The sequence below is a fragment of the Lysobacter arseniciresistens ZS79 genome (assembly GCF_000768335.1).
In the GTDB taxonomy this organism is placed as follows: Bacteria; Pseudomonadota; Gammaproteobacteria; order Xanthomonadales; family Xanthomonadaceae; genus Novilysobacter; species Novilysobacter arseniciresistens.
In genome coordinates this window covers 12,110-37,948 of sequence record NZ_AVPT01000012.1, presented here as the reverse complement: position 1 = coordinate 37,948, position 25,839 = coordinate 12,110, and the positions used below count along the sequence as shown (strand labels likewise).

Annotated in this window: 22 protein-coding genes and 1 tRNA gene; 15 read left to right on the top strand and 8 right to left on the bottom strand. The window is 70.4% G+C overall.

The genetic code is table 11. The features are described 5' to 3' along the window. Positions 1–200 precede the first annotated feature (200 nt). From pstS to rnt, 9 genes are all read left to right on the top strand, one after another. Positions 201–1,319 (top strand): phosphate ABC transporter substrate-binding protein PstS, encoded by a 1,119-nt coding sequence (gene pstS / locus N799_RS07940; RefSeq protein WP_036210494.1) that lies wholly within the window; start codon positions 201–203, stop codon positions 1,317–1,319. A gap of 75 nt (positions 1,320–1,394) precedes the next feature. Continuing rightward, positions 1,395–2,351, top strand: coding sequence for a phosphate ABC transporter permease subunit PstC (pstC, locus tag N799_RS07935; protein WP_036210491.1), 957 nt, complete (start codon positions 1,395–1,397; stop codon positions 2,349–2,351). A 1-nt stretch (position 2,352) separates the two neighbouring features. Continuing rightward, positions 2,353–3,240: a phosphate ABC transporter permease PstA gene (gene pstA / locus N799_RS07930; protein ID WP_052101355.1), complete on the top strand. Its 888-nt coding sequence runs from the start codon at positions 2,353–2,355 to the stop codon at positions 3,238–3,240. Positions 3,241–3,301: 61 nt separating this feature from the next. Next, a complete protein-coding gene (gene pstB, locus N799_RS07925) occupies positions 3,302–4,093 on the top strand; it encodes a phosphate ABC transporter ATP-binding protein PstB (RefSeq protein ID WP_052101354.1) in 792 nt (263 codons plus the stop codon). A gap of 10 nt (positions 4,094–4,103) precedes the next feature. Next, positions 4,104–4,811, top strand: coding sequence for a phosphate signaling complex protein PhoU (gene phoU, locus N799_RS07920; protein ID WP_036210483.1), 708 nt, complete (start codon positions 4,104–4,106; stop codon positions 4,809–4,811). Between the two features lie 80 nt (positions 4,812–4,891). Continuing rightward, entirely contained in the window at positions 4,892–5,263 is a 372-nt protein-coding gene (locus N799_RS07915) for an HvfA family oxazolone/thioamide-modified RiPP metallophore (protein ID WP_036210480.1), read from the top strand. A 42-nt stretch (positions 5,264–5,305) separates the two neighbouring features. Next, positions 5,306–6,163 carry an HvfB family MNIO-type RiPP peptide maturase gene (locus N799_RS07910; RefSeq protein WP_036210475.1) on the top strand — a complete coding sequence of 286 codons (858 nt, stop codon included), beginning with the start codon at positions 5,306–5,308 and terminating at the stop codon, positions 6,161–6,163. Continuing rightward, a complete protein-coding gene (locus N799_RS07905; RefSeq protein WP_081974822.1) occupies positions 6,153–7,004 on the top strand; it encodes an HvfC family RiPP maturation protein in 852 nt (283 codons plus the stop codon). Before N799_RS07910 ends, N799_RS07905 begins: the two co-directional genes overlap by 11 nt. A 10-nt stretch (positions 7,005–7,014) precedes the next feature. Then, entirely contained in the window at positions 7,015–7,677 is a 663-nt protein-coding gene (gene rnt / locus N799_RS07900; protein WP_036210472.1) for a ribonuclease T, read from the top strand. A gap of 12 nt (positions 7,678–7,689) precedes the next feature. On the opposite strand, the gene rlmB is transcribed toward rnt, so the two are convergent. The 3 genes from rlmB to N799_RS07885 all read right to left on the bottom strand — a co-directional run bounded on the left by rlmB (position 7,690) and on the right by N799_RS07885 (position 11,180). Continuing rightward, positions 7,690–8,436: a 23S rRNA (guanosine(2251)-2'-O)-methyltransferase RlmB gene (gene rlmB, locus N799_RS07895; protein ID WP_036210469.1), complete on the bottom strand. Its 747-nt coding sequence runs from the start codon at positions 8,434–8,436 to the stop codon at positions 7,690–7,692. Between the two features lie 48 nt (positions 8,437–8,484). Continuing rightward, the gene (gene rnr / locus N799_RS07890; protein WP_036210466.1) at positions 8,485–10,959 is read right to left on the bottom strand and encodes a ribonuclease R; all 2,475 of its coding nucleotides are present in this window, start codon (positions 10,957–10,959) and stop codon (positions 8,485–8,487) included. Positions 10,960–11,093: 134 nt separating this feature from the next. Continuing rightward, a tRNA-Leu gene (locus N799_RS07885) sits at positions 11,094–11,180 on the bottom strand. 212 nt (positions 11,181–11,392) lie between these two features. Here N799_RS07885 and rnk point away from each other — a divergent pair. The 5 genes from rnk to N799_RS07860 all read left to right on the top strand — a co-directional run bounded on the left by rnk (position 11,393) and on the right by N799_RS07860 (position 16,326). Then, positions 11,393–11,809, top strand: a complete 417-nt coding sequence (rnk, locus tag N799_RS07880) for a nucleoside diphosphate kinase regulator (RefSeq protein ID WP_036210462.1) — start codon at positions 11,393–11,395, stop codon at positions 11,807–11,809. Positions 11,810–11,839: 30 nt separating this feature from the next. Then, positions 11,840–14,083: a DNA topoisomerase IV subunit A gene (parC, locus tag N799_RS07875; RefSeq protein ID WP_036210459.1), complete on the top strand. Its 2,244-nt coding sequence runs from the start codon at positions 11,840–11,842 to the stop codon at positions 14,081–14,083. Positions 14,084–14,152: 69 nt separating this feature from the next. Then, the gene (locus tag N799_RS07870; RefSeq protein WP_036210456.1) at positions 14,153–15,205 is read left to right on the top strand and encodes an NAD(P)-dependent alcohol dehydrogenase; all 1,053 of its coding nucleotides are present in this window, start codon (positions 14,153–14,155) and stop codon (positions 15,203–15,205) included. A gap of 121 nt (positions 15,206–15,326) precedes the next feature. Then, positions 15,327–15,797 carry a hypothetical protein gene (locus N799_RS15275; protein ID WP_152597855.1) on the top strand — a complete coding sequence of 157 codons (471 nt, stop codon included), beginning with the start codon at positions 15,327–15,329 and terminating at the stop codon, positions 15,795–15,797. Continuing rightward, positions 15,784–16,326, top strand: a complete 543-nt coding sequence (locus N799_RS07860; RefSeq protein WP_036210450.1) for a hypothetical protein — start codon at positions 15,784–15,786, stop codon at positions 16,324–16,326. Before N799_RS15275 ends, N799_RS07860 begins: the two co-directional genes overlap by 14 nt. A gap of 41 nt (positions 16,327–16,367) precedes the next feature. On the opposite strand, the gene asnB is transcribed toward N799_RS07860, so the two are convergent. After that, the gene (gene asnB, locus N799_RS07855; RefSeq protein WP_036210447.1) at positions 16,368–18,062 is read right to left on the bottom strand and encodes an asparagine synthase B; all 1,695 of its coding nucleotides are present in this window, start codon (positions 18,060–18,062) and stop codon (positions 16,368–16,370) included. Between the two features lie 304 nt (positions 18,063–18,366). On the opposite strand from asnB, the gene N799_RS14380 reads away from it, so the two are divergent. Beyond that, positions 18,367–20,688: a M20/M25/M40 family metallo-hydrolase gene (locus N799_RS14380; protein WP_052101353.1), complete on the top strand. Its 2,322-nt coding sequence runs from the start codon at positions 18,367–18,369 to the stop codon at positions 20,686–20,688. On the opposite strand, the gene dapE is transcribed toward N799_RS14380, so the two are convergent. From dapE to glnD, 4 genes are all read right to left on the bottom strand, one after another. Continuing rightward, positions 20,652–21,788, bottom strand: a complete 1,137-nt coding sequence (gene dapE, locus N799_RS07845; RefSeq protein ID WP_036210444.1) for a succinyl-diaminopimelate desuccinylase — start codon at positions 21,786–21,788, stop codon at positions 20,652–20,654. The genes N799_RS14380 and dapE overlap by 37 nt on opposite strands. 125 nt (positions 21,789–21,913) lie before the next feature. Beyond that, a complete protein-coding gene (locus N799_RS07840) occupies positions 21,914–22,270 on the bottom strand; it encodes a Spx/MgsR family RNA polymerase-binding regulatory protein (RefSeq protein ID WP_036210441.1) in 357 nt (118 codons plus the stop codon). Between the two features lie 2 nt (positions 22,271–22,272). Continuing rightward, on the bottom strand, positions 22,273–23,199 hold the full coding sequence (dapD, locus tag N799_RS07835) for a 2,3,4,5-tetrahydropyridine-2,6-dicarboxylate N-succinyltransferase (protein WP_036210439.1): 927 nt from the start codon (positions 23,197–23,199) through the stop codon (positions 22,273–22,275). Further along, positions 23,196–25,835: a [protein-PII] uridylyltransferase gene (gene glnD / locus N799_RS07830; protein WP_052101360.1), complete on the bottom strand. Its 2,640-nt coding sequence runs from the start codon at positions 25,833–25,835 to the stop codon at positions 23,196–23,198. Before glnD ends, dapD begins: the two co-directional genes overlap by 4 nt. Between the last annotated feature and the right edge of the window lie 4 nt (positions 25,836–25,839).

The window sequence follows — 25,839 nt, the reverse complement described above, 5'->3', positions numbered from 1 at the left end:
GGCCGCACGGCCCGCCGGGCCACCCACTCTCTCTCCTCCACGGCAGGGCGCGACCAAGGTCGCGCCCGTTTTTTTGCCCGCGCCGGCGTGACCGCGGCTGTAACAAACGTCCGCAACTGTCATATCGGCGTAACAAAAACATCATTTCATGGTCGCACCCGCCGGCAGGTGCCGGCATTTCCTCGTCACGGAGTTCCCGCATGAACACCTCGTCGGCCGGTTTCAACCTCCGCACCGCCGCCCTTTCCCTCGCCGTTGCGCTGGCGGTCGCCGCGTGTGGCGGCAACGACGCCGCCCCGGCCGCGGGCACCGGCAACGCCGCCCCGGACGCCGCCACCGGCACCGGTGACAAGGTCGCCGCGCAGATCACCGGCGCCGGCGCGACCTTCATCTTCCCGCTGGTCTCCAAGTGGTCGGCCGACTACAACGCCGCCACCGGCAACCAGGTCAACTACCAGTCGATCGGCTCGGGTGGCGGCATCGCCCAGATCAAGGCCGGCACCGTCGACTTCGGTTCGTCCGACGCACCGCTGTCGAGCGAGGAGCTGGCCGAGGCCGGCCTGCTGCAGTTCCCGTCGGTGATCGGCGGCGTGGTGCCGGTGGTCAACGTCAAGGGCATCGAGGCCGGCGAGCTGAAGCTGACCGGCCCGCTGCTGGCCGACATCTACCTGGGCAAGGTCAAGACCTGGAACGACCCGGCGATCGCCGCGGTCAACGAGGGCGTCGAGCTGCCGGCCACCAAGATCAACCTGGTGCAGCGCTCGGACGGCTCGGGCACCACCTTCAACTTCACCAACTACCTGACCAAGGTCAGCCCGGCGTGGGCCGACGCGGTCGGCGAAGGCAAGTCGGTGCAGTGGCCCGACGGCGTCGGCGGCAAGGGCAACGAGGGCGTTGCGTCCTACGTGCAGCAGATCGACGGTTCGATCGGCTACGTCGAACTGGCCTACGCGCTGCAGAACGACATGGCCTACGCGATGATGCAGAACGCGGCCGGCAACTTCGTCGCGCCGAGCGCCGAGGCCTTCGCCGCGGCCGCCGCGACCGCGGACTGGACCAGCGTGCAGGATTTCAACCTGGTCATCACCAATGCGCCGGGCGAGCAGGCGTGGCCGATCACCGCCACCAACTTCATCCTGATGTACGAGCAGCCGGCCGATCCGCAGCGCAGCGCCGCCGCGCGTGCGTTCTTCGAGTGGGCGCTGCACAACGGCCAGCAGCAGGCGTCGGCGCTGGACTACGTGCCGCTGCCGCCCGAGCTGGTCGGCCAGATCGAGCAGTACTGGGCCACCGAGTTCAAGGCCCCCGCCGCGCAGTAACCGCGTCTCGTCGGACCGCCCCCGGTTGCCTCGCGCACCGGGGGCGTACTGCCGGCCAAGGAACCGAATACCCGCATGAACGCCATCGCCCTGCCAGCCACCCGCGACCACAAGGACGCCCGCAACGACCGGCTGTTCCGATACGCGCTGGTCGCGACCGTGGTGTTCGTGCTGCTGGCGCTGGCCGGCGCCGCGCTGTCGATGCTGTGGGGTGGTCGCCATGCGCTCGAGGCGTCTGGCCTCGACTTCTTCTTCAGCGCCGACTGGAACCCGGTCGAAAACCGGTACGGCGCGCTGGTGCCGATCTACGGCACCGTGGTCACCGCGGTCATCGCGATGCTGATCGCGATCCCGGTCAGCTTCGGCATCGCCTTCTTCCTGACCGAGGTGGCGCCGCGCTGGCTGCGCGGCCCGGTCGGTACCGCCATCGAGCTGCTGGCCGGCATCCCGTCGATCATCTACGGCATGTGGGGCCTGTTCGTGCTGGTGCCGGTGATGACCCAGCACGTCACGCCGTGGGCCAACGAGCACCTCGGCACGCTGCCGGTGGTCGGTCCGCTGTTCCAGGGTCCGCCGATCGGCATCGGCATGCTCACCGCTGGCATCGTGCTGGCGATCATGGTCATTCCCTTCATCTCCTCGGTGATGCGTGAAGTGTTCCTGACCGTGCCGACCCGGCTGAAGGAATCGGCCTACGCGCTGGGCTCGACGAAGTGGGAGGTCAGCTGGGACATCGTGCTGCCCTACACCCGTTCGGCGGTGATCGGCGGCATCTTCCTCGGCCTCGGCCGGGCGCTTGGGGAGACGATGGCGGTGGCCTTCGTCATCGGCAACTCGACCCGCTTCACCGCCTCGCTGCTGGAACCGGGCACCACCATCGCCGCGCTGATCGCCAACGACTTCGGCGAGGCGACCGAGACCTACCGCTCGGCGCTGCTGCTGCTCGGCTTCGTGCTGTTCATCGTGACCTTCATCGTGCTGGCGATCGCGCGGCTGATGCTCAACCACCTGTCGCGCCGGGAGGGCAACTGACATGGCCGTCGTTGCCGGCAACCGCGCCCTGCGCAACTCCAACGCCCTGTACCGCCGGCGCCGGATCACCAACGCGGTGTCGCTGGTGCTGGCCTGCCTCGCTGCCGGGCTCGGCCTGCTGTTCCTCGGCTGGATCCTGTGGACGCTGGTGGCCAAGGGCATCTCGGGCATCGACGGGGCGCTGTTCACACAGAACACGCCGCCGCCGATGGCCGAGGGCGGCCTGAAGAACGCCTTCTTCGGCAGCGCGGTGATGTGCCTGATGGCGATCGGCATCGGCACGCCGCTGGGCATCGCCGCCGGCACCTGGCTGGCCGAGTACGGCGCCGCCAGCCGGGTCGGCACGGTGGTGCGCTTCGTCAACGACATCCTGCTGTCGGCGCCGTCGATCGTGCTGGGCCTGTTCGTCTACACGCTGGTGGTGATGCAGGCCGGCGGCAACTTCTCCGCCATCGCCGGTGCGATCGCGCTGGCCTTCATCGTGCTGCCGGTGGTGTTGCGCACCACCGACGAGATGCTGCGGCTGGTGCCGTCGCAGATGCGCGAGGCGGCGTTGTCGCTGGGCGTGCCGCAGTGGAAGGTCACGGTGCAGGTGATGTACCGCTCGGCGATGCCGGGCATCGTCACCGGCATCCTGCTGGCATTGGCCCGCATTTCCGGCGAGACCGCGCCGCTGCTGTTCACCGCGTTCGGCAACCAGTACTGGAGCACCGACATCACCGGGCCGATGGCCAGCGTGCCGGTGGTGATGTACCAGTACGCCGGCAGCCCGTACGAGACCTGGCAGGGCATCGCCTGGGCCGGCGCGCTGGTGCTGACCGCGTTCGTGCTGCTGATCAGCCTGGTGGCCCGCGCGATCGTCTCGCGCAAGCGGGTGAACCATGACTGAGGCCGCCCTGTCCCGCCGCACCGTCGCTGCGCCGCACCCTTCCACTTTCCAGATACCCGCCATGAACGACGCCATCGCCCCCGCCATCGCCACGCAGGCGCCGGTGAAGCTCGCCGCGCGCGGGCTCGACTTCCACTACGACCGGTTCCACGCGCTCAAGGGCATCGACCTGGAGATCCCCGAGAAGCAGGTCACCGCGCTGATCGGCCCGTCCGGCTGCGGCAAGTCGACCCTGCTGCGCGTGTTCAACCGGATCTACGCGCTGTACCCGAAGCTGCGCGCCTCGGGCGAGGTGCTGCTGGACGGCGAGAACATCCTCGACCCGAAGTACCCGATGAACCGGCTGCGCAGCAAGGTCGGGATGGTGTTCCAGAAGCCGGTACCGTTCCCGATGACGATCTTCGAGAACGTCGCCTACGGCATCCGCCACCACGAGAAGCTGTCCAAGGCGGAGATGAACGACCGGGTCGAGCTGGCGCTGCGCCAGGGCGCGCTCTGGGACGAGGTCAAGGACAAGCTCGGCCAGAGCGCGCTCGGGCTTTCAGGCGGCCAGCAGCAGCGCCTGTGCATCGCCCGCGCGGTGGCGCTGCGGCCGGACGTGCTGCTGCTGGACGAGCCGACCTCGGCACTGGACCCGATCTCCACCAGCCGCATCGAGCAGCTGGTCGCCGAACTCAAGAACGACTACACCATCGCGATCGTGACCCACAACATGCAGCAGGCCGCGCGCGTTTCCGATTTCACCGCCTTCATGTACCTGGGCGACCTGGTCGAGCACGGACCGACCGACCGGATCTTCTCGGCGCCGGAAAAGCAGCAGACCGAGGACTACATCACCGGCCGGTTCGGCTGAGGAGACCACCATGAGCAGCCAGCCCCACGACCACATCGTCAAGAGCTACGACGACGAGCAGCGTCGCCTGCTCGGCGAGACCCTGCGCATGGGCGGGATGGCCGCCGCGCAGCTGGAGGCCGCGCTGGACGTGGTCGCCCGCCGCGACGACAAGGCCGCCGAACGCATCATCGGCAACGACGAGGCGATCGACGCGCTGGAGCAGGAGATCAGCCACGATGTCATGAAGCTGGCCCTGCGCGGGCCGATGGCGCGCGATCTGCGCGAGATCCTCGCCGCCATCCGCATCGCCTCCGACATCGAGCGTATCGGCGACTACGCCGCCAACGTCGCCAAGCGTTCGACCGCGCTGAACCTCGCCCCTCCGCTGCCGCACGTGGGCGGGCTGCAGGTGATCGGCCGGATCGCGGTGCAGCAGTTGCGCGACGTGCTGGTGGCCTACCGCGACAACGACGTCACCGCCGCGCAGGCGGTCCGCGACCGCGATGCCGAGCTCGATGCCGCCTACACCGCGCTGTTCCGCGAGCTGCTGACCTACATGGCCGAGGACCCGCGCTCCATCACCGGCTGCACCCACCTGCTGTTCATGGCCAAGAACATCGAGCGTATCGGCGACCACGCCACCAACATCGCCGAGAACGTGTGGTTCCTGGTCCGCGGCAACGACGAACTGCCGCCGCGCGAGAAGCGCGACGACAGCAACACCGTCGCCCCGTAGGGCGGCGGGCTGGTCGCTCCGGGGGCAAACCGCGCTAGCATCGCTCCACCGCGGCCACGCCGCCCCCACGGAGACAGCCGATGTCCAGCAAGTCGAACAAGCCCGTCCTCGCCGCCGCCGGCATCGCCGGCAGCCTGCTCCTGGCCGGTACCGCGTTTGCCGCCACGCCGCTCGCGCAGGGTTACATGCTCGGCGCCGCGCAGGATCACGCCGACCACGTCTCGCACGGCATCGAGAACATGGACACCGACAAGGACGGCCGGCTCTCGCCTGCCGAATTTGCCGCGGCCCACGGCGGTGACGACAGCCGCTTCGCCGAGTACGACGCGGACAGCGATGGCTTCATCAGCGCCGCAGAGATGGACGCGCGCCACGCCGCCATGAAGGACGGCAAGGACGACAAGGCCGGCATGGAAGGCAAGTGCGGCGAGGGCAAGTGCGGCGGCATGTAGCCCGCGACGGACGCACTCCGCGCGCGCTATCCACCTGACGCGATGACCGCACCGGCGCCGCTCGCCGAGGACGCCGTCGGCCTCGGCCTGCGGCGTGCGCTGCTGGGTCCGCTGCGTGCGGCGGCGCCCGGCGGCTTCGACTTCCTCGAGGCCGCGCCGGAAAACTGGATCGGCGTCGGCGGCGCGCTCGGCGACGGCTTCGACGAGCTCGCCGCGCACCATCCCATCGTCTGCCATGGCCTGTCGCTGTCATTGGGCGGGCCCGGGCCGCTCGACGAGACCTTCCTCGGCAGGTTGCGCCGGTTCCTCGACCGCCTCCGCAGCCCGGTCTACAGCGAGCACCTGAGCGCCTGCAGCGACGCCCGCGGCCAGCTGTACGACCTGATGCCGCTGCCATTCACCGACGCCGCAGTGGCGCACGTGGCCAGCCGCATCCGCCACGTTCAGGACGTGCTAGGCCGCCGCATCGCGGTCGAGAACATCTCCTACTACGCGACGCTGGAGCCCCGCGGCATGGCCGAGATCGACTTCATCCGCGCGGTGCTGGACCGCGCCGACTGCGACCTGCTGCTGGACGTCAACAACATCGTCGTCAACGCGACCAACCACGGCTACGACGCGGTCGACTTCCTGCACGCGCTGCCGGGCGACCGCATCGCGTACATCCACGTCGCCGGCCACTACGACGAGGCCGCGGACTTCAAGATCGACACCCACGGCGCGCCGGTCAGCGACCCGGTCTGGGCACTGCTGTCCGAGGCATACCGCGTGTTCGGCCCGCGCCCGACCCTGCTCGAGCGCGATTTCAACCTGCCGCCGCTGGCCGAACTGATGGGCGAACTCGACACCGTCCGCAGCCACCTGTCAGCGACCCGCAACGGCCGGCGCCATGCCGCCTGAGGCCGACCGTCCCGGCGCACCGTCGCCGGAGTCACCCCGGCATGCAAGCACCCCGGATGCGTTCGCCGACACCCAGCGCGCGCTTGCCGACTACATCCGCGACCCCGACCACGCGCCCGCCCCGGAAGGCATCGAGCCTCGGCGGCTGAGGGTCTACCGCGAGCTGTTCTTCAACAACATGGAGTCGATGCTGGGCGGCAACTTCCCGGTGATCCGGCGGATCCTGTCGGCCGCGCCGGACGCCGGCCGCTGGTCGACGTTCGTGCGTGACTTCTACCGCGAACACCCGGTCCGCACCCCGCTGTTCCCCGAGATCGCGCGCGAGTTCCTGCGCTACGTCGAGGGCCGCGCCGACAATGCCCGCGGCGACCCGCCGTGGCTGGCCGAACTCGCCCACTACGAGTGGGTCGAACTCGCCCTGCAGATCAGCGAGGCGCGCATCGGCGACATCGCCCACGATCCCCACGGCGACCTGCTGGCCGGCGCTCCGCTGGTCTCGCCGCTGGCGTGGCCGCTGGCCTACGCGTGGCCGGTGCACCGCATCGGCCCCGGCTTCCTGCCCGACGCGCCCCCGGCCGAGGCCACCTGCCTGCTGCTGACCCGCGACGACGACGGCACGGTCCGCTTCCGGCAGCTCAGCGCGCTCACGTTCCGTTTGCTGCAACGGCTCGACCAGCACCCGGAACTCGACGGCCGCAGCCAGCTGCAAGCGCTTGCCACCGAAGCCGCGGCGCCGTCGATCGACGCCTTCATCGACGAAGGCAGGCGGACGCTAGCGGAGCTGCGACGCGACGGCATCGTCCTGGGCACGCGCAGCGGGGCGGCCATCCCCGTCTGCTAGGCTTCCCGCGATGACAGCCCCCGCCCCCACCACGCCCGCGGAACCGGTGTCCACGCCCGGTTCCGCGTCACCGCTGGCCACCCGCTTCCGCGGCTACCTGCCGGTGGTGGTCGATGTCGAGACCGGTGGTTTCGACTGGAACCGCCACGCGCTGCTGGAGATCGCCGTGCAGCCGGTCGAACTCGACGACGACGGCCTGCTGGTACCCGGCGAAACCACCAATGCGCACCTGGTGCCGGCCGAAGGGATGGAGATCGACCCCAAGTCGCTGGAGATCACCGGGATCAGGCTCGACCACCCGTTCCGCCTCGCCAAGCCCGAACGCGCGGCGCTCGACCACGTATTCGCGCCGGTGCGCGCAGCGTGCAGGAAGCACGGCTGCCAGCGCGCGATCCTGGTCGGCCACAACGCCCATTTCGACCTGAATTTCCTCAACGCCGCGGTCGCGCGGGTCGGCCACAAGCGCAATCCGTTCCACCCGTTCAGCGTGTTCGACACGGTGACGCTGGCCGGCGTCGCCTACGGCCAGACCGTGCTCGCCCGCGCGGTGCAGGCCGCCGGCTTCCACTGGGACCCCAACGAGGCGCATTCGGCCGTCTACGACACCGAGCGGACCTCCGAGCTGTTCTGCCGCATCGTCAACAGCTGGCCACGCGGCGCCTCCGCCGGCTGAGCCAGGCCGCGTTCAGCCCTGCCGCTGGCGCACCGCCTCGAACAGGGTCACGCCGGCCGCCACCGAAACGTTGAGGCTCTCCACCCCTTCACCCGGCATCGGGATACGCACCAGCTGGTCGCAGTTCTCGCGGGTCAGCCGGCGCAGGCCGTCGCCCTCGCCACCGAGCACCAGCCCGACGTTGCCGCGCAGGTCGAGCGCGTACAGCGGCGATTCGGCCTCGCCGGCCAGCCCGTACAACCAGACACCCATCTGCTGCAGATCGCGCATGGTCCGGGCGAGGTTGGTCACCGGCACCACCGGGATGCTGTCGGCGGCACCGGCGGAGGTCTTGCGCACGGTCGCATTGACCTGCACCGACTTGTCCTTGGGGATCACCACCGCGGTCGCGCCGGCCGCGGCGGCACTGCGCAGGCAGGCGCCGAGGTTGTGCGGGTCCTGCACGCCGTCGAGCAGCAGCACCAGCGCGCGGCCTGCCGCCGCATCGACCAGCTCCTTCAGCTCGTTCTCGCTCCAGGTCCTGGCCGCCGCGTAGCGCGCGACCACGCCCTGGTGGCGCAGGTTGCCGACCACGCCGTCGATCGCCTGCGTCGCGACGCGCCGGACATCGATGCCGACCCGACGCGCAGACGATTCGATCTCCGCCAGCCGCGGATTCTTCGCCCCGGCCTCGATCAGCACCTCGCGGACGTTGTCGGCATCGTGCTCGACCGCGGCGGCGACGGCGTTGATGCCGGCGATCCATTGTTTCTGGCTCATGGGGCGTGGGGCGTGGGAGGCGGGGCGCCATTGTACGGCGCCCGCCGCCTAGTACTTCTGCTTCACCCGCTTCGCCGGCTTGCCACGCTCGGGCAGCGGCTTGGCCCCGCGCTCCTCGACCAGCCTGAAATCGATCTTGCGCTCCTCCACGCTGGCCTTCATCACGATGATGCTGACGCGGTCGCCGAGACGGAATTCGCGGCCGTGGCGCTCGCCGGTCAGCGTCTTGCGGATCGGGTCGAAGTGGTAGTAGTCGTGCGGCAATTGGGTCACGTGGATCAGCCCGTTGACCTTCGACTGGTCCAGTTCGACGAACAGGCCGAAACTGGTCACGCCGCTGATCACGCCGTCGAACTCGCCGCCGACATGCTGCTCCATCCACGCCGCGCGGTAGCGCTCGTCGACCTCGCGTTCGGCTTCCTCCGCCCGGCGCGAGCGTTCCGAGCACTGCAGCGCGAGCTGGGCCATGTCGCTGGGCGAGTACTTGAACTTCTCCGGCTTCTTCCCGCTCAGCGCATGCTTGATCGCCCGGTGCACCAGCAGGTCCGGGTAACGCCGGATCGGCGAGGTGAAGTGGGCGTAGGCCTCCAGCGCCAGGCCGAAATGGCCGACGTTCTCGGGCTGGTACACCGCCAGCGACTGGCTGCGCAGCAGCACCGATTCGATCAGGGTCGAGTCGGCGCGCTCGCGGATGTTCTTCAGCAGGCTGGTGAAGTCGCGCGGCTGCACCTTCGTCCACGGCGGCATGCGCAGCTTGAACTCCTTGAGGAACTCCAGCAGGTCGGCGTACTTCTGCTCCGGCGGGCGGTCGTGGATGCGGTACGGCGCCGGCACTTCCGCTTCGATCAGGAACTTCGCGGCCTCGACGTTGGCCGCGATCATGCATTCCTCGATCAGCTTGTGTGCGTCGTTGCGCAGGATCATGCCGGCCTGGGTGACCTCGCCCTTCGGCCCGAGCACGAAGCGCACCTCGCTGGACTCGAATTCGATCGCACCGCGCCTGGCGCGCGCCTTCGCCAGCACCTGGTAGAGCTGGTGCAGGCGCTGCACCTGCGGCAGCAACGTGCCGATCCGGCCCAGCGCGTCCTCGCGGTCCTCGTCGCTGGCATCGTCGCCGACCGCGTTCCAGACCTGGGTGTAGGTCAGGCGCGCGTGCGAATGCATCACCGCCTCGTAGAACTTCGACCCGGTCACCTCGCCCTTGCGGTCGATCTGCATGTCGCAGACGAAGCACAGGCGGTCGACCCTGGGTTTGAGCGAGCAGATGCCGTTGGACAGCGTCTCCGGCAGCATCGGCACGACGAAGCCCGGGAAATACACCGAGGTCGCGCGCTTCTGCGCCTCGTCGTCCAGCGGCGTGCCGGGGCGGACGTAGTGCGACACGTCGGCGATCGCGACGACGAGGCGGAAGCCCTCGCGGTTCGGCTCGCACCAGACCGCGTCGTCGAAGTCCTTGGCGTCCTCGCCGTCGATGGTGACCAGCGGCAGGTCCCGGATGTCGACGCGGCCGCGCGCATCCGCATCCGGCACGTCCAGCGGCACCGCGGCGGCCTGGTCGAGCACCGGCTGCGGGAACTCGTGCGGGATGTCGTGGCCGTGGATCGCGGCCTGCACCGCGAGCGAAGCGGTCAGGCGCTCGCCGAGCACGGTCAGCACCCGGCCCATCGGTGGCCGGCGGGCGTCGGGGGCGCGTGTCAGCTCGCACACGACGAGCTGCCCGGCCTGCGCGTCGCCGCGGCTTTCCGGCGGGATCAGCACGTTGCGCTGGATCCGGCGATCGTCCGGCTCCACGTAGCTCACACCGTCGTCGAGGATGTAGCGGCCGATCATCCGGCTCAGACGACGCTCGAGCACCTCGACGATCGCGCCTTCCTGGCGGCCGCGCCGGTCCATGCCGGTGATGCTGGCCAGCACGCGGTCGCCATGCATGACCTTGCGCATCTCGTACGGCGGCAGGAACAGGTCGTCGCCGCCCGCGTCCGGCCGCAGGAAGCCGAAACCGTCCGGGTTGGCGATCACGCTGCCGGCCACCAGGTCGACCTGTTCGGCGGGCACGAACCCGCCGCGGCGGTTCTGCAGCAGCTGGCCATCGCGGACCATCGCCCGCAGGCGCGCGGTCAGCGCGTCGAAGCGGTCCGGCGCGGTCAGCCCGAGCTTCTCCGCCAGCGCCTCGGCCTCGATCGGGCCGTCGGACGCCGACAGCAGCTGCAGGATCATCTCGCGGCTGGCGATCGGCTGTTCGTAGCGCGCGGCCTCGCGGTCGGCATACGGGTCGGCCGGCCGGCCATCCTTGCCGCGCTGGGGCTCGCCGTGGAGCGGCGCCAGCGGTGGTTTGCGAGCGCCGCGCGGGGGCGGTTCGGGGAGCCAGCCGGGCTTTTTGCCTGCCGGCTTGCCGCGGCCGCCGGCGGCCTTCGCTCCGCCGCTGCGCGACGCCGGTGCCTTCGCGCCTCCGGCCTTCTGACCACCGGCCTTGCCGGGCGACTTGCGGGCTTTCGCGCCGCGCTTGCTGGGGGGTTTGTTCATCGAAGCGATGGTACACGCCGACCGTCAACGCCCCGTGCGGCCGCGTGCGCGTCCGGGCAGGCGCCGGGGCAACAAAAAACCCCGCCGGAGCGGGGTTCTTCGTGTGTCCGGTGCGGTAGTCACCGGTCGGTGTTTGGTGCCCAGGAGAGGACTCGAACCTCCACGGAGTTGCCCCCGCTAGCACCTGAAGCTAGTGCGTCTACCAATTCCGCCACCTGGGCAAACCGCACGTTGTTGCTGTGCGGGCCGCGCATATTGGCGGGCGGCGGTGGCGATGTCAACACTTCCTTCACCGGATCGCGCGGGGCGGCGGCAATGACGCCCCGGGAGATGCCGCCGACGCCCCCACTGCGCCGCGGCCGGGGTCTGGAGTAGACTCACTCCAGTCGCGGGCGGCGCATCTTGCGTCGCCCGCATGCATTGGAGCCCACGCATGACCGCCCCCACCATTCTCGTTTCGCGCCTGGATTGCGAGCGCCTCGAAGCGCTGCTCGAAGCTCCCGGCAGCGCCGACCTCGATACCTCCGCGCTGGAAGCCGAGCTGTCGCGTGCGCAGATCCTCGAGCCGGCGCAGATGCCGGCCGACGTCATCACCATGAACTCCACCGCCCGCTTCCGCGTGATGGACGGCGGCGACCAGGGCCAGGAGCGCGAGCTGACCCTGGTCTACCCGCGCGACGTCAACGGCCAGGCCGACCGGGTCTCGATCCTGGCGCCGGTCGGCAGCGCCCTGCTCGGCCTGCGCGTGGGCGACACCATCGAATGGCCCGTCCCGGGCGGGCGCACCGTGAGCCTGCAGGTGCTGTCGATCGCCTACCAGCCCGAGGCCTCCGGCGAACTGCACCGCTGAACCCCGGCCGCCCAGGACCGAACCTCCCGCATGACTGAATCCGTACGTCCGACCTTCCACGGTTTCGAACAGATCCCCCTGCGCGAGTATGCCGAGCGCGCCTACCTCGACTACTCGATGTACGTGGTGCTGGACCGCGCCCTGCCGTTCCTCGGCGACGGGCTCAAGCCGGTGCAGCGCCGCATCATCTACTCGATGAGCGAGCTCGGCCTCAACGCCGCCAGCAAGCCCAAGAAGTCCGCGCGCACCGTCGGCGACGTCATCGGCAAGTTCCACCCCCATGGCGACAGCGCCTGCTACGAGGCGATGGTGCTGATGGCGCAGCCGTTCTCGTACCGCTATCCGCTGATCGAGGGCCAGGGCAACTTCGGTTCCTCCGACGACCCCAAGTCGTTCGCGGCGATGCGCTACACCGAGTCCAAGCTGACCCCGATCGCCGAGATACTGCTGGGTGAGCTCGCCCACGGCACGGTCGACTGGGACCCGAACTTCGACGGCACGCTGGAAGAACCCTCGTGGATGCCGGCGCGGTTGCCACACCTGCTGCTCAACGGCACCACCGGCATCGCCGTCGGCATGGCCACCGACGTGCCGCCGCACAACCTCAACGAGGTCGTCAGCGCCTGCGTCCGGCTGCTGGAAGACCCCGACGCGACGACGCGTGACCTGTGCGAGCACGTGCTCGGCCCGGATTACCCGACCGAGGCCGAGATCATCACCCCGCGCGCCGACCTGGTGTCGATGTACGAAAGCGGCAACGGCAGCGTCCGGGCGCGCGCGGTGTTCGAAAAGGACGGCGCCAACATCGTCGTCACCGCCCTGCCGCACCAGGTCTCGCCGAGCAAGGTGATCGAGCAGATCGCCACCCAGATGCGCGCCAAGAAGCTGCCGTGGCTGGAGGACATCCGCGACGAGTCCGACCACGCCAACCCGACCCGCATCGTGCTGGTCCCGCGCAGCAACCGGGTCGACATCGACCAGCTGATGGGCCACCTGTTCGCCACCACGGACCTGGAGAAGAGCTTCCGGGTCAACTTCAACGTGATCGGCCTCGACGGCCGCCCGCAGGTGAAGAGCCTGAAGGCGTTCCTGTCGGAGTGGCTGCAGTTCCGCGCCGACACCGTGACCCGCCGCCTGACCCACCGGCTGGAGAAGGTCGAGCGCCGCCTGCACCTGCTGGAAGGCCTGCTGGTCGCCTTCCTCAACCTCGACGAAGTGATCCGCATCATCCGCACCGAGGACGAGCCCAAACCCGTCCTGATGAAGCGCTTCGAGCTCAGCGAGGAGCAGACCGACTACATCCTCGAAACCCGGCTGCGGCAGCTGGCGCGGCTGGAGGAGATGAAAATCCGCGGCGAGCAGGCCGAGCTGGAGGCCGAGCGCGAGAAGCTGGTCGCGACGCTGGGCAGCAAGGCCAAGCTGCGCAAGCTGATCAAGGACGAGCTGCTGGCCGACGCGAAGAAGTTCGGCGACGCCCGCCGCTCGCCGCTGGTCGCCCGGGGTGCCGCGCAGGCGCTGTCGGAGACCGACCTGGCGCCAAGCGAACCGATGACCGTGGTCGTCAGCGAAAAGGGCTGGGTGCGCGCGGCCAAGGGCTTCGACGTCGACGCCGCCGCGCTCAGCTACCGCGAGGGCGACGAGCTGCAGGCCTACGCCCGTGCGCGCAGCAACCAGCAGGTGGCGTTCCTCGACTCCACCGGCCGCAGCTACTCGACCATCGTCCACAGCCTGCCGTCGGCGCGCGGCAACGGCGAACCGCTGACCGGGCGCTTCTCGCCGGCGCCGGGTGCGTCGTTCCAGGCGGTGGCCAGCGGCGACAACGACACCCGTTTCGTGCTCGCGTCCAGCCACGGCTACGGCTTCGTGACCCGCTTCGAGAACCTCACCAGCCGCAACAAGGCCGGCAAGGCAATGCTGTCGCTGACGCCCAACGCGAAGGTGGTGCAGCCGGCACAGGTCGGCGATGTCGAACAGGACCGCGTCGTCGTCGCCACCAGCGCCGGGCACCTGCTGGCGTTCCCGGTGTCCGAGCTGCCGGAGCTCGACAAGGGCAAGGGCAACAAGCTTATCGACATCCCCAAGGCCAAGCTCGGCACCGAGCGCGTGGTCGCGGTGGCGGTGGTTGCGCCGGGCGGCACGCTGTCGGTGAAGTCCGGCGCCCGCACGATGACGCTGCCGTGGAAGGACCTCGACGGCTACGTCGGCGCGCGGGCGACGCGTGGTGGATTGTTGCCGCGCGGTTGGCAGAAGGTCGAAGGGCTTTCGGTCGAGTAACCGCGACGGCGTTGACCGGGCGGAAAGGCGGGGGTGAGAGAATCGCCCCTCCCCCTCCGGAGCCACCCCATGACCACCAACGCCTACGGCGCACATGCCGGCGACAAGCCGCTGGAACCGATGCTGATCCAGCGCCGCGCACCCGGCCCGCACGACGTACAGATCGACATCGCCTACTGCGGCGTCTGCCATTCCGACCTGCATACGGTCCGTTCCGAGTGGGGCGGCACCCGCTACCCGTGCGTGCCCGGCCACGAGATCGTCGGCCAGGTCAGCGCGGTCGGTGAGGCGGTCACCCGCTTCGGGGTGGGCGACACCGTCGGCGTCGGCTGCATGGTCGACAGCTGCCAGCAGTGCGCGGCCTGCGGCGACGGGCTGGAGCAGTACTGCGAGCGCGGCTTCACCGGCACCTACAACGGTCGCACGCAGGATCCGCCCGGCCACACGCTGGGCGGTTACTCGGAGCGGATCGTCGTCAGCGAGCGTTTCGTGCTGAAGATCGGCCATCCCGCCGAGCAGCTCGCCGCGGTCGCGCCGCTGCTGTGCGCAGGCATCACCACGTATTCGCCGCTGCGCCACTGGAACGTCGGCCCCGGCCAGAAGGTCGGCATCGTCGGCATCGGCGGGCTCGGCCACATGGGCCTGAAGCTCGCCCGCGCGATGGGCGCGCACGTGGTTGCCTTCACCACCTCCGAAAGCAAGCGCCAGGACGCCCGCGACCTCGGCGCGCACGAGGTGGTCAACTCGCGCAACGCCGACGAGGTGAAGCAGCATGCCGGCAGCTTCGACTTCATCCTCGACACCGTCGCCGCCAGCCACGACCTCGACCAGCTCACCGCCCTGCTCAAGCGCGACGGCACCCTGTGTCTGGTCGGCGTGCCCGAGCACCCGCACCCGACCCCGAACATCGGCCAGCTGATCTTCGGCCGCCGCTCGATCGCCGGCTCGCTGATCGGCGGCATCGCCGAAACCCAGGAAATGCTCGACTTCTGCGCCGAGCACGGCATCGTGTCGGAGATCGAGATGATCCCGGTGCAACGGATCGACGAGGCCTACGAGCGGATGCAGCGCAGCGACGTGAAATACCGGTTCGTGATCGACTGCGCGTCGCTGGTCGATTGATCCAGGCGACGGCAACCGCGAACGCAACGCCTTGTGCTAGCGTTGCCGCGGCTGGCGTGGAAGATTCCGGCCACGACATGGCTGCACCAACAGTCGAATTTGCTGATGCCAAGGAGAAGGTATGCAGGCAACCATCGAACGCACCGCGCAGGTGCGTCCCGCGAACATCGACCAGCTCATCTCGATCGTCCAGCGGGAATATCCATCCGCCAGGATTCGAGTCACCGGGCGTGCCCGTACGATACGACGGCAGGCTGAACTCATGGCCCAGCGAATCAGGGCCAGTCGTACCGAGTTCCTGAGAACCTACCGTCAGACCCGGCACATCGAGAAAATGGACCGCTGGCTGCTTCGCAATCCCAGTGCCTCCGAGCGTGAAACGGTGGACGAGTTCGAACGCCTGATCGAAGAGGCCCGCGCCCGCGGCGCGCTGGTATCGAATCACCTGTCCAATACCGCGCGCGACATCAGCTGGCCTGTCGGCAGTCACCAGCAACTCGACGCGATTGAGGCGAGGATCAACGAGCTCGGCGCCTCGGTGCTGCGCGAACCCCATGCAGCCAGCGGGAGGCACTGGCATGTCGATTGGTAAATTTGCTGGCGCGGCGCTCACGCTGTCGGTCGCCTTTTCGCTGGCGGGCTGCCGGTCGGACGGTGTGGATCCCGGCCATGCCGAGTCGACCCCGGCCGCTGCCTGGTGGTACGCCATGGAGTTCGAGCCGGTTTCGCGCATCGTCCACGGAATCGATGTCGCACGGTTCGATTCTTCCTGGAGCCGTGCCGATGCACTCGGCGCGAGAATGCTGGAATCCCGCGTCGAGCCTGGTGGGCTTTCGGAGTTCCACGACTCGGGGTTGTCGCTCTCGCTCACGGCTGACCTTGACGGCGACGGCACCGACGAGGACTTCTTCGTCGGCGTCTTTGCCGCCAATGACGGCAGCCGCGGCCGCTTCCTCGCCATCACCCGGGACGGGCGGTTGCTGCATCACTTCACCCAGTCCGGCACGGCCGGTTTCAGCGCACTGCTCGCGCAGGGTGACGAGGTCCGCTGGTACAAATGCCTGCAATGCGGGGATTTCGACTCGATCAGGTGGGCCGGGAGCTCGTACGCCCTCGAATAGCCGCGATGCGCATGGTCGATCCATGCGCGTCGTGCCGTCTTTCACGCCAGCGCCGCCCGGTGCACCCCCGCAACCGCCCGGCCCGACGGATCGGCGGCATTCGCGAACGCGGCATCCCACGCGATCGCCGCCGGTGACGAGCAGGCAATCGACTTGCCGCCGGGCACGGTCTGCGCGCAGGCCTCGCCGGGGAACAGCCGCTCGAAGATGCGGCGGTAGAAGTACGCCTCCTTGCTCTGCGGCGGGTTGACCGGGAACCGGCTCGCCGCGGCGGCGAACTCGCGGTCGCCGACGTGCGCCCCGGCATGGGCCTTGAGCGAGTCGATCCAGCCGTAGCCGACGCCGTCGCTGAACTGCTCCTTCTGCCGCCAGAGGATGGAGTCCGGCAGGTAGCCGTCGAAGGCCTCGCGCAGCACGGTCTTCTCGATCCGCAGGCGGCCGTCCGGGCCGACGCCGACCATCTTCGCGCTCGCGTCCATCCGCATCGCCACGTCGAGGAACTCGACGTCGAGGAACGGCACGCGCGCCTCCACGCCCCACGCCATCATCGACTTGTTGGCGCGCAGGCAGTCGTAGTTGTGCAGCGCGTCGAGCTTGCGCACCAGCTCGTCATGGAACTCGCGCGCGTTGGGCGCCTTGTGGAAGTACAGGTAGCCGCCGAAGATCTCGTCGCTGCCCTCGCCCGACAGCACCATCTTCACGCCCATCGCCTTGATCCGCCGCGCCAGCAGGTACATCGGGGTGGAGGCGCGGATCGTCGTCACATCGTAGGTCTCGACGTGGCGGATCACGTCCGGCAGCGCGTCCAGCCCCTCCTCGATGGTGTAGGTGAAGCCGTGGTGGACGGTGCCCAGCGCCTGCGCGGCGACCTCGGCGGCGGCCAGGTCCGGCGAGCCTTCCAGGCCGATCGCGAACGAGTGCAGGCGTGGCCACCAGGCCTCGGCGCGGTCGTCCTCCTCGATGCGACGGCGGGCGAACCGTGCGGCGCAGGCGGCGACCAGCGACGAGTCGAGGCCACCCGACAGCAGCACGCCGTACGGCACGTCGGTCATCATCTGGCGGTGCACGGCACGCTCGAACGCCTCGCGCAGCTCATCGGGCGCCACCTGCACGCCGGCGGTGGCGTCGTGCGCACGCCACGGCCGCCGGTAATAGGGCTGCAGCTGGCCGGTCGCGCTGTCGTAGAAATGACCGGGCGGGAACTGGGCGACGTCGCTGCAGGTGCCGGCCAGCGCCTTCATCTCCGAAGCCACCCACAGCCGGCCGTTGCCATCGTGGCCCCAGTACAGCGGGCAGACGCCGATCGGGTCGCGGGCGATCAGGTAGCGGCTGCCCTCGCGGTCCCACAGGGCGAAGGCGAAGATGCCGTTGAGCCGGTCGAGCCAGGCGGCGATGTCGTCGTCCTGCGCGTACAGGGCGTTGATGACCTCGCAGTCGGAACCGGTCTGGAAGTCGTACGGCTGCGCCAGCGCGCCCTGCAGCTCGCGGTGGTTGTAGATCTCGCCGTTGACGGCGAGCACGAGCCGGCCGTCGGCCGAGCGGATCGGCTGGGCGCCACCGGCGGGATCAACAATCGCCAGTCGCTCGTGGACGAGGATCGCGCCGTCGTCGGCGTGCACGCCGCTCCAGTCGGGGCCGCGATGGCGCTGTCGCTGTGAATGCTCCAGCGCCTCGCGGCGCAGGCGTGGAAGGTCGTCGCCGGGAGCGAGGCCGAAGATGCCGAGGATCGAACACATGTGCGGATTTCCTTATGCGGTGGTTGGGTGGTGGGGATCACCGGCAGCTGCGTCGCGGCAACAAAAAGGCCCGCACTTCGCAGTGCAGGCCTGGGAGAACGATGAGCGGGTACTAGGTGCTAATCGCCGGCCTGCGGAGGGCTGGCGTTGTTATTGCTGCGGTTGTTGAGGGACATCGACATTGGAGGGTCGGCCTGGACTGGAAACGCGGGCACACGCCCCTTTCGAAATCGATCAACGCGCCCCGGCGGGGTGACCGGCCAACCGCCCGTATGATCCGGGTGGGGCCTGCCGGGAACAGACAATGCCGACACTTTCAATCGAACGCGGCCGCGATGCAAGTAGCCCGCGCGCAATCGCCGCCATCCTCGTACTGGCGTTCGCGCTGGCGACGTGGCTGGGTTTCATGCAGAACCGTCCGCCCGCGCCGGCCGGAACCGACGCCCCCGCCTCGGAATTTTCCGCCGCGCGGGCAATGGCCGTGCTGGAGCGCATCCTCGGCGACCAGCGTCCCCACCCCACCGGCAGCGCCGCCAACGCCGCGGTCCGCGACGCGATCGTCGCCGAGCTGCGCGCGATCGGACTGGAGCCGGAGGTGCAGCGACGCTTCGCCTGCGGCGGCTTCACCTGCGCGACGGTCGACAACATCGTCGCGCGCGTGCCCGGCGCCTCGCCCGACGACGCCGCGCTGCTGTCGGCGCATTACGATTCGGTCGCCGCGGGGCCGGGCGCGTCCGACGACGGCGCCGGCGTGGCGGCGGTCATCGAGGCCGCGCGGGCGCTGCTGGCCGGGCCGGCGCCCGCCCGAGACGTCTGGCTGCTGCTCAACGACGGCGAGGAGCTGGGACTGGTCGGCGCCGAGGCCTTCGTGCGCGAACCCGCGTTCGCCCACATCGCCCGGGTGGTCAACCTGGAGGCGCGCGGCACCACCGGCGCCAGCCTGTTGATCGAGACCCACGCCGGCAACGCGGCGCTGTCGAAGCTGCTGCGCCGGTCTCTGGCCGCGCCGGCCGGCTCGTCGCTGGAGTACGAGATCTACAGGACGCTGCCCAACGACACCGACTTCACCGTCTACAAGCGCGACGGGCTGGCCGGCGCCAACTTCGCCTGGGCGCGGGCGCCGGCGCGCTACCACACGCCGCTGGACGACATCGCCCACCTCGACCCGGGCTCGCTGCAGCACCACGGCGAGCACGCACTGTCGCTGGCGCGTGCATTCGCCGCGGCCGAACCGCCGGTGGAGAGCGCGGACGACGCGGTCTTCTTCAGCCTGCCCGGCGGGGTGATGGCCGGCTGGCCGGTGGCATGGAACCCGCTGCTGCTGGCGCTGGCGGTGCTCGGCTGGCTGGCGTTGGGCTGGCGGCTGGTGAGGGTCCGCGCGGCGCGCGCGATGGCACTGCCGGTCGCCGGCGGGCTGGTGCTGGGCGGCGTCGCCGCGCTGTTGGTGGCCGGCCTGCTCGGCCACCTGCTGCTGCGTGCCCTCGGCGCGATGCCGGCGACGTGGACCGCACAGGGCGGCGCGATGGTCGGCGCCATGCTGCTGCTCGCGGTTGGGTTGCTGGTGCCGCTGGGCTGGCTGGTGCGCCGGCTCTGCGGTGAGGCCGCGTTGGGTTGGGCGGCGTTGCTGCCGTCGGCGCTGATCGCGGTCGGTGCGGTGCTGTGGATGCCCGGCGGCGCCCACATCGGCCTGCTGCCGCTGCTGGTGGGCGTGGTGGCCGGGCACGTCGCGCCGCGCCGGGCCGTGCTGTGGGCCGGGCTGGCCGCGTTGCCTGCCGCGCTGCTGTGGATGCCGTACGCCGAGGGCGCGTACGACGCCGTCGGCCACGAGGGGCTGGTGCCGGTGCCGGCGGTGGTCGGCTACATGCTGTTGCCGCTGCTGCCGGCGGTGCTGTCGCTGCCGCGCGGCACGACGATCGCGACCGCAGCGGGCTGGCTCGGTGCGGCGGCATGCACGCTGCTGGCGCTGGCGCGGCCCGCCTTCGATGCCGATACCCCGCGCCCGGCCAACCTGCTGCTGGTGGCGGGACCCGACGGCTCGCAGCTGTTCGCGCAGTCACGCGCGCAGCTGCCGGAGGCGTTCCTGCGCGACGCCGGCTTCGGCCGCGAGCGCGAACCGATGAACCCGTGGGGCACCCGTGGCCTGCCGGGGCCGGCGGGCCCGGCGCTGGCGGCGCCAATCGTCGTGATCGAGCAGCGCGAGGTGGTCGGCGAGCGACAGCGCCTGCAGGTTCGGCTGCGTTCGGCACGTGGCGCAACGACCGGCGGGCTGATGCTGCCGGGCACGGTCGACCTCGGTTCGGTGCGCGTCGACGGACAGCCGCTGGCGACGTCGCGCTGGCATGCCGGCAGCGAGCCGTGGCGCGGGATCTCGGTGGTCGGGCTCGAGGCCGATGGCGCTGTGTTCGTGTTCGAACTGCCGCTCGACGCCGGGCCGCTCCATGCCTTCGACCGCTCCCACGGCCTGCCGGCGGCGCTGGACGCCGCAACTGCCGCGCGCGACGCGATCGGCGTGCCGATCGGCGGCGGCGATGCGGCGATCGCATGGACCACGATCGAGCTGCCGCAGGCCGCCAGCACCGGCGCCGGCGATCAGTCCGCGAGCAACCGCTCGATCAGCGCGAAATAGAGATCCGGCAGGGCTTCGAGGTCGGCGACGCGCACGTGTTCGTCGACCTGGTGGATGCTCGCGTTGACCGGGCCGACCTCGATGCACTGCGCGCCCAGCGGCGCGATGAAGCGCGCATCGGAGGTGCCGCCGCCGGTGCTCTCCTCCGGCGGCGCACCGGCAAACGATGCCAGCACCTCGCGCGCGGCCTGCCGCAGTGGCCCTTCGGGTGTGTGGAACGGCTCGCCGCTGCGGTGCCAGTACAGCGCGTAGTCCAGCCCGTGCCGCGCCAGCACCGCCTCGCACTCGGCCTCCAGCCGCGGTGCATCCCAGTGCGGGTTGTAGCGCAGGTTGAACAGCACCCGCAGCTCGCCCGGGATCACGTTGCTGGCGCCGGTACCGGCATCGACGTTGCTGATCTGCAGGCTGGTCGGCGGGAAGGTCTCGAAGCCGTCGTCCCAACGCCGCGCGGCCAGTTCGGCCAGCGCCGGCAGCGCCTGGTGGACGGGATTGCGCGCCTTGTCCGGATACGCCACGTGGCCCTGCACGCCGCGCACCGTCAGCGTTCCGGTGAGGGAACCGCGCCGGCCGACCCGCAGCAGGTCACCCAACCGCGCGGTCGACGACGGCTCCCCGGTGATGCACCAGTCGAGCCGCTCGCCGCGCTCGCGGAACAGCTGCGCGACCTGGCGGACACCGTCGATCGCGTCGCCTTCCTCGTCCGAGGTCAGCAGCAGCGCGAGCCGGCCGGGGTGCCCGGGGTGCGCGGCGACGAAGCGCTCCGCCGCGACCACGAACGCCGCAACGCTGCCCTTCATGTCGGCGGCGCCGCGACCGTACAGGACGCCGTCGCGGATCTCCGGGGCGAACGGATCGCTCGCCCACGCCTCGCGCGGGCCGGGCGGCACCACGTCGGTGTGGCCGAGCAGCACCAGCGTCGGCCCATCGCCGTCGCTCCCGTGCGTGGCCCACAGGTTGTCGACCGCGCCGAAGCGCAGGTGCTCGCAGGCGAAGCCGGCGGCCGCGAGACGGTTGGCGATCAGCGTTTGGCAACCGGCGTCGTCGGGCGTGACCGACGGCAGGGCGATCAGGTCCTGGGTGAGTTGGAGGACGTCGGACATGCGGAGAGGTTACCTGTCGTCGTAGGAGCGGCTTCAGCCGCGATTGAGTAACCGTGCGCACACGCCGACTCCACGATCGCGGCTGAAGCCGCTCCTACACGAGCGTGGATCGCGCTTGCGCGGGCTCAGCCGACGCCGAAGCGCTTCTTGAAACCGTTGTCGCTGAAGCCCTGGGTGACCACGCCGTCGCCCGTGACCACCACCGGGCGGCGCACCAGTTGCGGGTACTCGCGTAGCAGTAGTTTCCACTCGGCGTCACTGCCCGGCGCCTTGCGATGCTCCGGCAGCTGCCGCCACGTCGTCGACGACTTGTTGATCATCGCGTCCCAGCCGCCGAGCGCGTCCTTCCAGGCGACGAACTCCTCCGGCGTCCGCGGCTCGTCGCGGTAGTCGACGAATCCATGCCCGACGCCGAAGCGGTCCAGCCATTTGCGCGCCTTCCGGCACGTATCGCAGTTCTTCAGACCATAGAGCGTGGCCATGCTCAGTCAGCCAGCCCGCGCAGCAGATCGTTGATGCTGGTCTTGGCCCGCGTCTTCGCGTCGACCTTCTTGACGATCACCGCGCAGTACAGCGAGTGCGAACCGTCCTTCGCCGGCAGCTGGCCCGACACCACCACGCTGTACGGCGGCACCGATCCGTAGCTGATCTCGCCGGTCGCACGGTCGTAGACGCGCGTGCTCTGGCCGAGGAACACGCCCATCCCGATCACGCTGTGGTGGCCGACCACGAAACCTTCGACCACCTCCGAACGCGCACCGATGAAGCAATGGTCCTCGATGATCGTCGGCGTCGCCTGCAGCGGCTCCAGCACCCCGCCGATGCCCGCGCCGCCGGACAGGTGGCAGTGCTTGCCGATCTGCGCGCAAGAACCGACCGTGGCCCAGGTGTCGACCATCGTGCCCTCGCCGACGTGCGCGCCGATGTTGACGAAGCTCGGCATCAGCACCACGTCCTTGCCGATGTGCGCGCCGCGGCGGACGATCGCGCCCGGCACCACGCGCGCGCCGAGCTGGCGGAACGCGGGTTCGTCGAAGTCGGCGAAACGCGCCGGGATCTTGTCCCAGAACGGCGCCGGATCGGCCTCGACCACCTCCATGTCCTGCGTGCGGAAGTACAGCAGCACCGCCTTCTTGAGCCACTCGTTGACCTTCCAGCCGCCCTGCCCGTCCGGCTCGGCGACGCGGAACTCGCCGCTCTCGATCCCCTCGATGACGCGCTCGACGGTGGGTCGGGTGGAACCTTCCACTTCCTCCGGCGTCAGCATCGTGCGCCGCTCGAACGCGCTTTCGATCACCACCCGCAATTCGTCGGTGGGCGACACCGGCGGCGCCGCCTTGCGGGCAGGCGCCTTCTTCGCGGGCGACTTCGCGGGCGACTTCCGTGCGGGGGCCTTCTTTGGCGGACTCATCGTGCTTCTCCTTCAAGGCAGGCCAGCAGCGCCTCGCTGAGCGCCTGCTGCCGTGCGGGGTCCAGCGGCCGGTCGCGGCCGTCGCTGGTGGTGGCGGTGATCTGGAACACGTCCTCGGCGCGCTCGCCGAAGGTCGCGATGCGTGCGTCGTGCACGCGCATGTGCTGGTTGCGCAGCGCCTGGGCGACGTCGGCCAGCAGGCCGGGGCGGTCGGTGCAGACCAGGCTGAGCGTGGTGCGGCCAAGCTCGCCGTCGTCGAAGGCGATCTTCGGCGCGATGCGGAAGTGGCGCAGGTGGCGCGGCAGCGTGCGCCGCGCGGGACGGATCCCTTCGAGCGGTCCGGCCAGCGCGCGCGCGAGCCGCTGCTCGACGTCGGCGGCGACCGGCAGGTGGCGGCTGTCGGCCGGGATCACCTCGAAGGTGTCGAAGATCGTGTCGCCCGGGCCGTCGAGCACGCGCGCCTGCTGGATCGCCAGGCCGGCGCGGTCGAGGGTGGCGACGATGGCGGCGAACAGGCCATCGGCGTCCGGCGCGTGGACGAACACTTCCAGCGCGCCGGCGTGGGCCGGCACCGGCCGCACCCGGACGACGGTCGCGCCGACGGTGGATTCGCGCAGCGCATCGGCCTGCCAGGCGAGCTGGTCGGCCCGCCCGCGCTGGAAGCCGACCGCCGGCATGCGCTCGAACAGCGCCGCCACCATCTCATCGTCCACGCCGCTTTCGGCCAGCATCGCCCGCACCGCGGTGCGGGTCTCGGCGCCGCGCTCCTCGGCCGCCAGCGGGTGCTCCAGCCCGCGCCGCAGCGCCAGCCGGGTGGCGCTGTAGAGGTCGGCCAGCAGCCGGTCCTTCCACGCGTTCCACAGCTTGGGCGAGGTGCCGGCGATGTCGGCGCAGGTCAGCAGGTAGAGGTGGTCGAGCCGCTCGCGGTCGGCCACCTCGGTGGCGAAACGGTGGATCACGTCGGGGTCGGCGATGTCCTGCTTCTGCGCCGTCATCGACATCAACAGGTGCCTGCGCACCAGCCACTCGACCAGCGCCGCCTCGGACTCGCCCAGCCCCATCGCCAGGCAGAACACACGGGCGTCGTCGGCGCCGAGTTCGGAATGATCACCGCCGCGGCCCTTGGCGATGTCGTGGAACAGGCCGGCCAGCAGAAGCAGTTCCGGCTTGCGCAGCCGCGGCCAGGCCTCGTGGACGAGGGCGAACCGCGGATCGCGCTCGCCCGAGGCGAAGGCCTGCATGTACTTGAGCACCGCCAGCGTGTGCTGGTCGACGGTGTAGACGTGGAACAGGTCGAACTGCATCCGCCCCGACACCTTCTGGAACGCCGGGATCCAGCGCCCCAGCACACCCAGGCGGGCCATGCGGGTCAGGCTGCGGACCGGCTGGGCGCCGCGCAGCAGCCCCATGAACCGCTCGCGCAGGGCGTCGTCGGCACGGTCGTAGGCGGGGAACCGCGGCAGCGCCTCGGCCAGCGCGCGGGCGGTGTGCGAGTGCAGGCCACGGGTCTCGCCGCGGCGCGCCCAGGTCTCGAACAGCGCCAGCACCTCGGCCGGCGCGTGCGGCCAGTCGGGGTCGCGCGCGGCGAGGTAGCCACGGCGCAGCTCGAACAGCTCGTCCAGCGGCTCGGGTTCGGCCTCGCCCTGCAGCTGCTCCTCGAACCGCTGCAGCAGCCGCTCGCCGATCCGCAGCACCAGCGAGGCGCTGCGGTAGAAGCCCTGCATCATCTGCTCGACCGCGAGCGTGCCGCCGGCGTCCTCGAATCCCAGCCGCGCCGCCAGCAACTTCTGGTAGTCGAACCGCAACCGCTCCTCGCGCTTGCCGGCGACCAGGTGCAGGCCGTAGCGCAGCCGCGCCAGCGCGCGTCGCTCGCGCTCGATGGTGGCGACCTCGTCGGCGCCGAGCTGGCCGAACGCGACCAGCGACTCCATGTCGGCGGTGCCGATCACCCGCAGCGCGATCCAGTGCAGGGTCTGCACGTCGCGCAGGCCACCGGGGCCTTCCTTGAGGTTGGGTTCGAGGTTGTCGGCGGTGTCGCCGTAGCGGGCATGGCGCTCCAGCAGCTCGTCGCGCTTGGCCTCGAAGAACGCCTGCGGCGGCCAGACCTGCCGCGGCGAAACCGCCGACTGCAGCTCGCGCCGCTCGTGCTCGTTGGCGGCCAGCGGGCGGGCCTCCAGCAGCGCGGTCAGCACGGTAATGTCCCCCACCGCGGCCTCAGTGCACTGCTCCAGCGAGCGCACCGCGTGGCCGACCGGCAGGCCGCAGTCCCACAGCAGCGCGAACAGCCGCGCCAGCGAGTCGGCGTGCGCCTGCGAGTGGGCCGGCGCGGCCATCACCAGCAGGTCGATGTCGGACTGGGGGTAGAGCTCGCCGCGGCCATAGCCGCCGACCGCGAACAGGGCCAGCTCGGCCTCCAGCGGGATCGCCCGCTGCCACGCCGCCTGCACCAGCGCGTCGACCGCGGCGGCGCGCTCGGCCAGCAGGCGGTCGATCTCGCCGCCCTGGTCGAAGCGGGCGGCGAAGCCGGCGTCGGCCGTCGCCAGCTCCTCGCGTGCGAGCGCGGCCCAGCCGGCGTCGTCGACGTCAGCGGGCCCCGGTTGCCCGGCCGGGCCGATCGTCGTCCGGTCGGCGGGCATGGCG

Excerpts from the sequence above, each read along its gene's own strand:
- pstS (WP_036210494.1), top strand. The coding sequence starts at position 201 with ATGAACACCTCGTCGGCCGGTTTCAACCTCCGCACCGCCGCCCTTTCC.
- pstC (WP_036210491.1), top strand. The coding sequence starts at position 1,395 with ATGAACGCCATCGCCCTGCCAGCCACCCGCGACCACAAGGACGCCCGC.
- pstA (WP_052101355.1), top strand. The coding sequence starts at position 2,353 with ATGGCCGTCGTTGCCGGCAACCGCGCCCTGCGCAACTCCAACGCCCTG.
- pstB (WP_052101354.1), top strand. The coding sequence starts at position 3,302 with ATGAACGACGCCATCGCCCCCGCCATCGCCACGCAGGCGCCGGTGAAG.
- phoU (WP_036210483.1), top strand. The coding sequence starts at position 4,104 with ATGAGCAGCCAGCCCCACGACCACATCGTCAAGAGCTACGACGACGAG.
- N799_RS07915 (WP_036210480.1), top strand. The coding sequence starts at position 4,892 with ATGTCCAGCAAGTCGAACAAGCCCGTCCTCGCCGCCGCCGGCATCGCC.
- N799_RS07910 (WP_036210475.1), top strand. The coding sequence starts at position 5,306 with ATGACCGCACCGGCGCCGCTCGCCGAGGACGCCGTCGGCCTCGGCCTG.
- N799_RS07905 (WP_081974822.1), top strand. The coding sequence starts at position 6,153 with ATGCCGCCTGAGGCCGACCGTCCCGGCGCACCGTCGCCGGAGTCACCC.
- rnt (WP_036210472.1), top strand. The coding sequence starts at position 7,015 with ATGACAGCCCCCGCCCCCACCACGCCCGCGGAACCGGTGTCCACGCCC.
- rlmB (WP_036210469.1), bottom strand. The coding sequence starts at position 8,436 with ATGAGCCAGAAACAATGGATCGCCGGCATCAACGCCGTCGCCGCCGCG.
- rnr (WP_036210466.1), bottom strand. The coding sequence starts at position 10,959 with ATGAACAAACCCCCCAGCAAGCGCGGCGCGAAAGCCCGCAAGTCGCCC.
- rnk (WP_036210462.1), top strand. The coding sequence starts at position 11,393 with ATGACCGCCCCCACCATTCTCGTTTCGCGCCTGGATTGCGAGCGCCTC.
- parC (WP_036210459.1), top strand. The coding sequence starts at position 11,840 with ATGACTGAATCCGTACGTCCGACCTTCCACGGTTTCGAACAGATCCCC.
- N799_RS07870 (WP_036210456.1), top strand. The coding sequence starts at position 14,153 with ATGACCACCAACGCCTACGGCGCACATGCCGGCGACAAGCCGCTGGAA.
- N799_RS15275 (WP_152597855.1), top strand. The coding sequence starts at position 15,327 with ATGCAGGCAACCATCGAACGCACCGCGCAGGTGCGTCCCGCGAACATC.
- N799_RS07860 (WP_036210450.1), top strand. The coding sequence starts at position 15,784 with ATGTCGATTGGTAAATTTGCTGGCGCGGCGCTCACGCTGTCGGTCGCC.
- asnB (WP_036210447.1), bottom strand. The coding sequence starts at position 18,062 with ATGTGTTCGATCCTCGGCATCTTCGGCCTCGCTCCCGGCGACGACCTT.
- N799_RS14380 (WP_052101353.1), top strand. The coding sequence starts at position 18,367 with ATGCCGACACTTTCAATCGAACGCGGCCGCGATGCAAGTAGCCCGCGC.
- dapE (WP_036210444.1), bottom strand. The coding sequence starts at position 21,788 with ATGTCCGACGTCCTCCAACTCACCCAGGACCTGATCGCCCTGCCGTCG.
- N799_RS07840 (WP_036210441.1), bottom strand. The coding sequence starts at position 22,270 with ATGGCCACGCTCTATGGTCTGAAGAACTGCGATACGTGCCGGAAGGCG.
- dapD (WP_036210439.1), bottom strand. The coding sequence starts at position 23,199 with ATGAGTCCGCCAAAGAAGGCCCCCGCACGGAAGTCGCCCGCGAAGTCG.
- glnD (WP_052101360.1), bottom strand. The coding sequence starts at position 25,835 with ATGCCCGCCGACCGGACGACGATCGGCCCGGCCGGGCAACCGGGGCCC.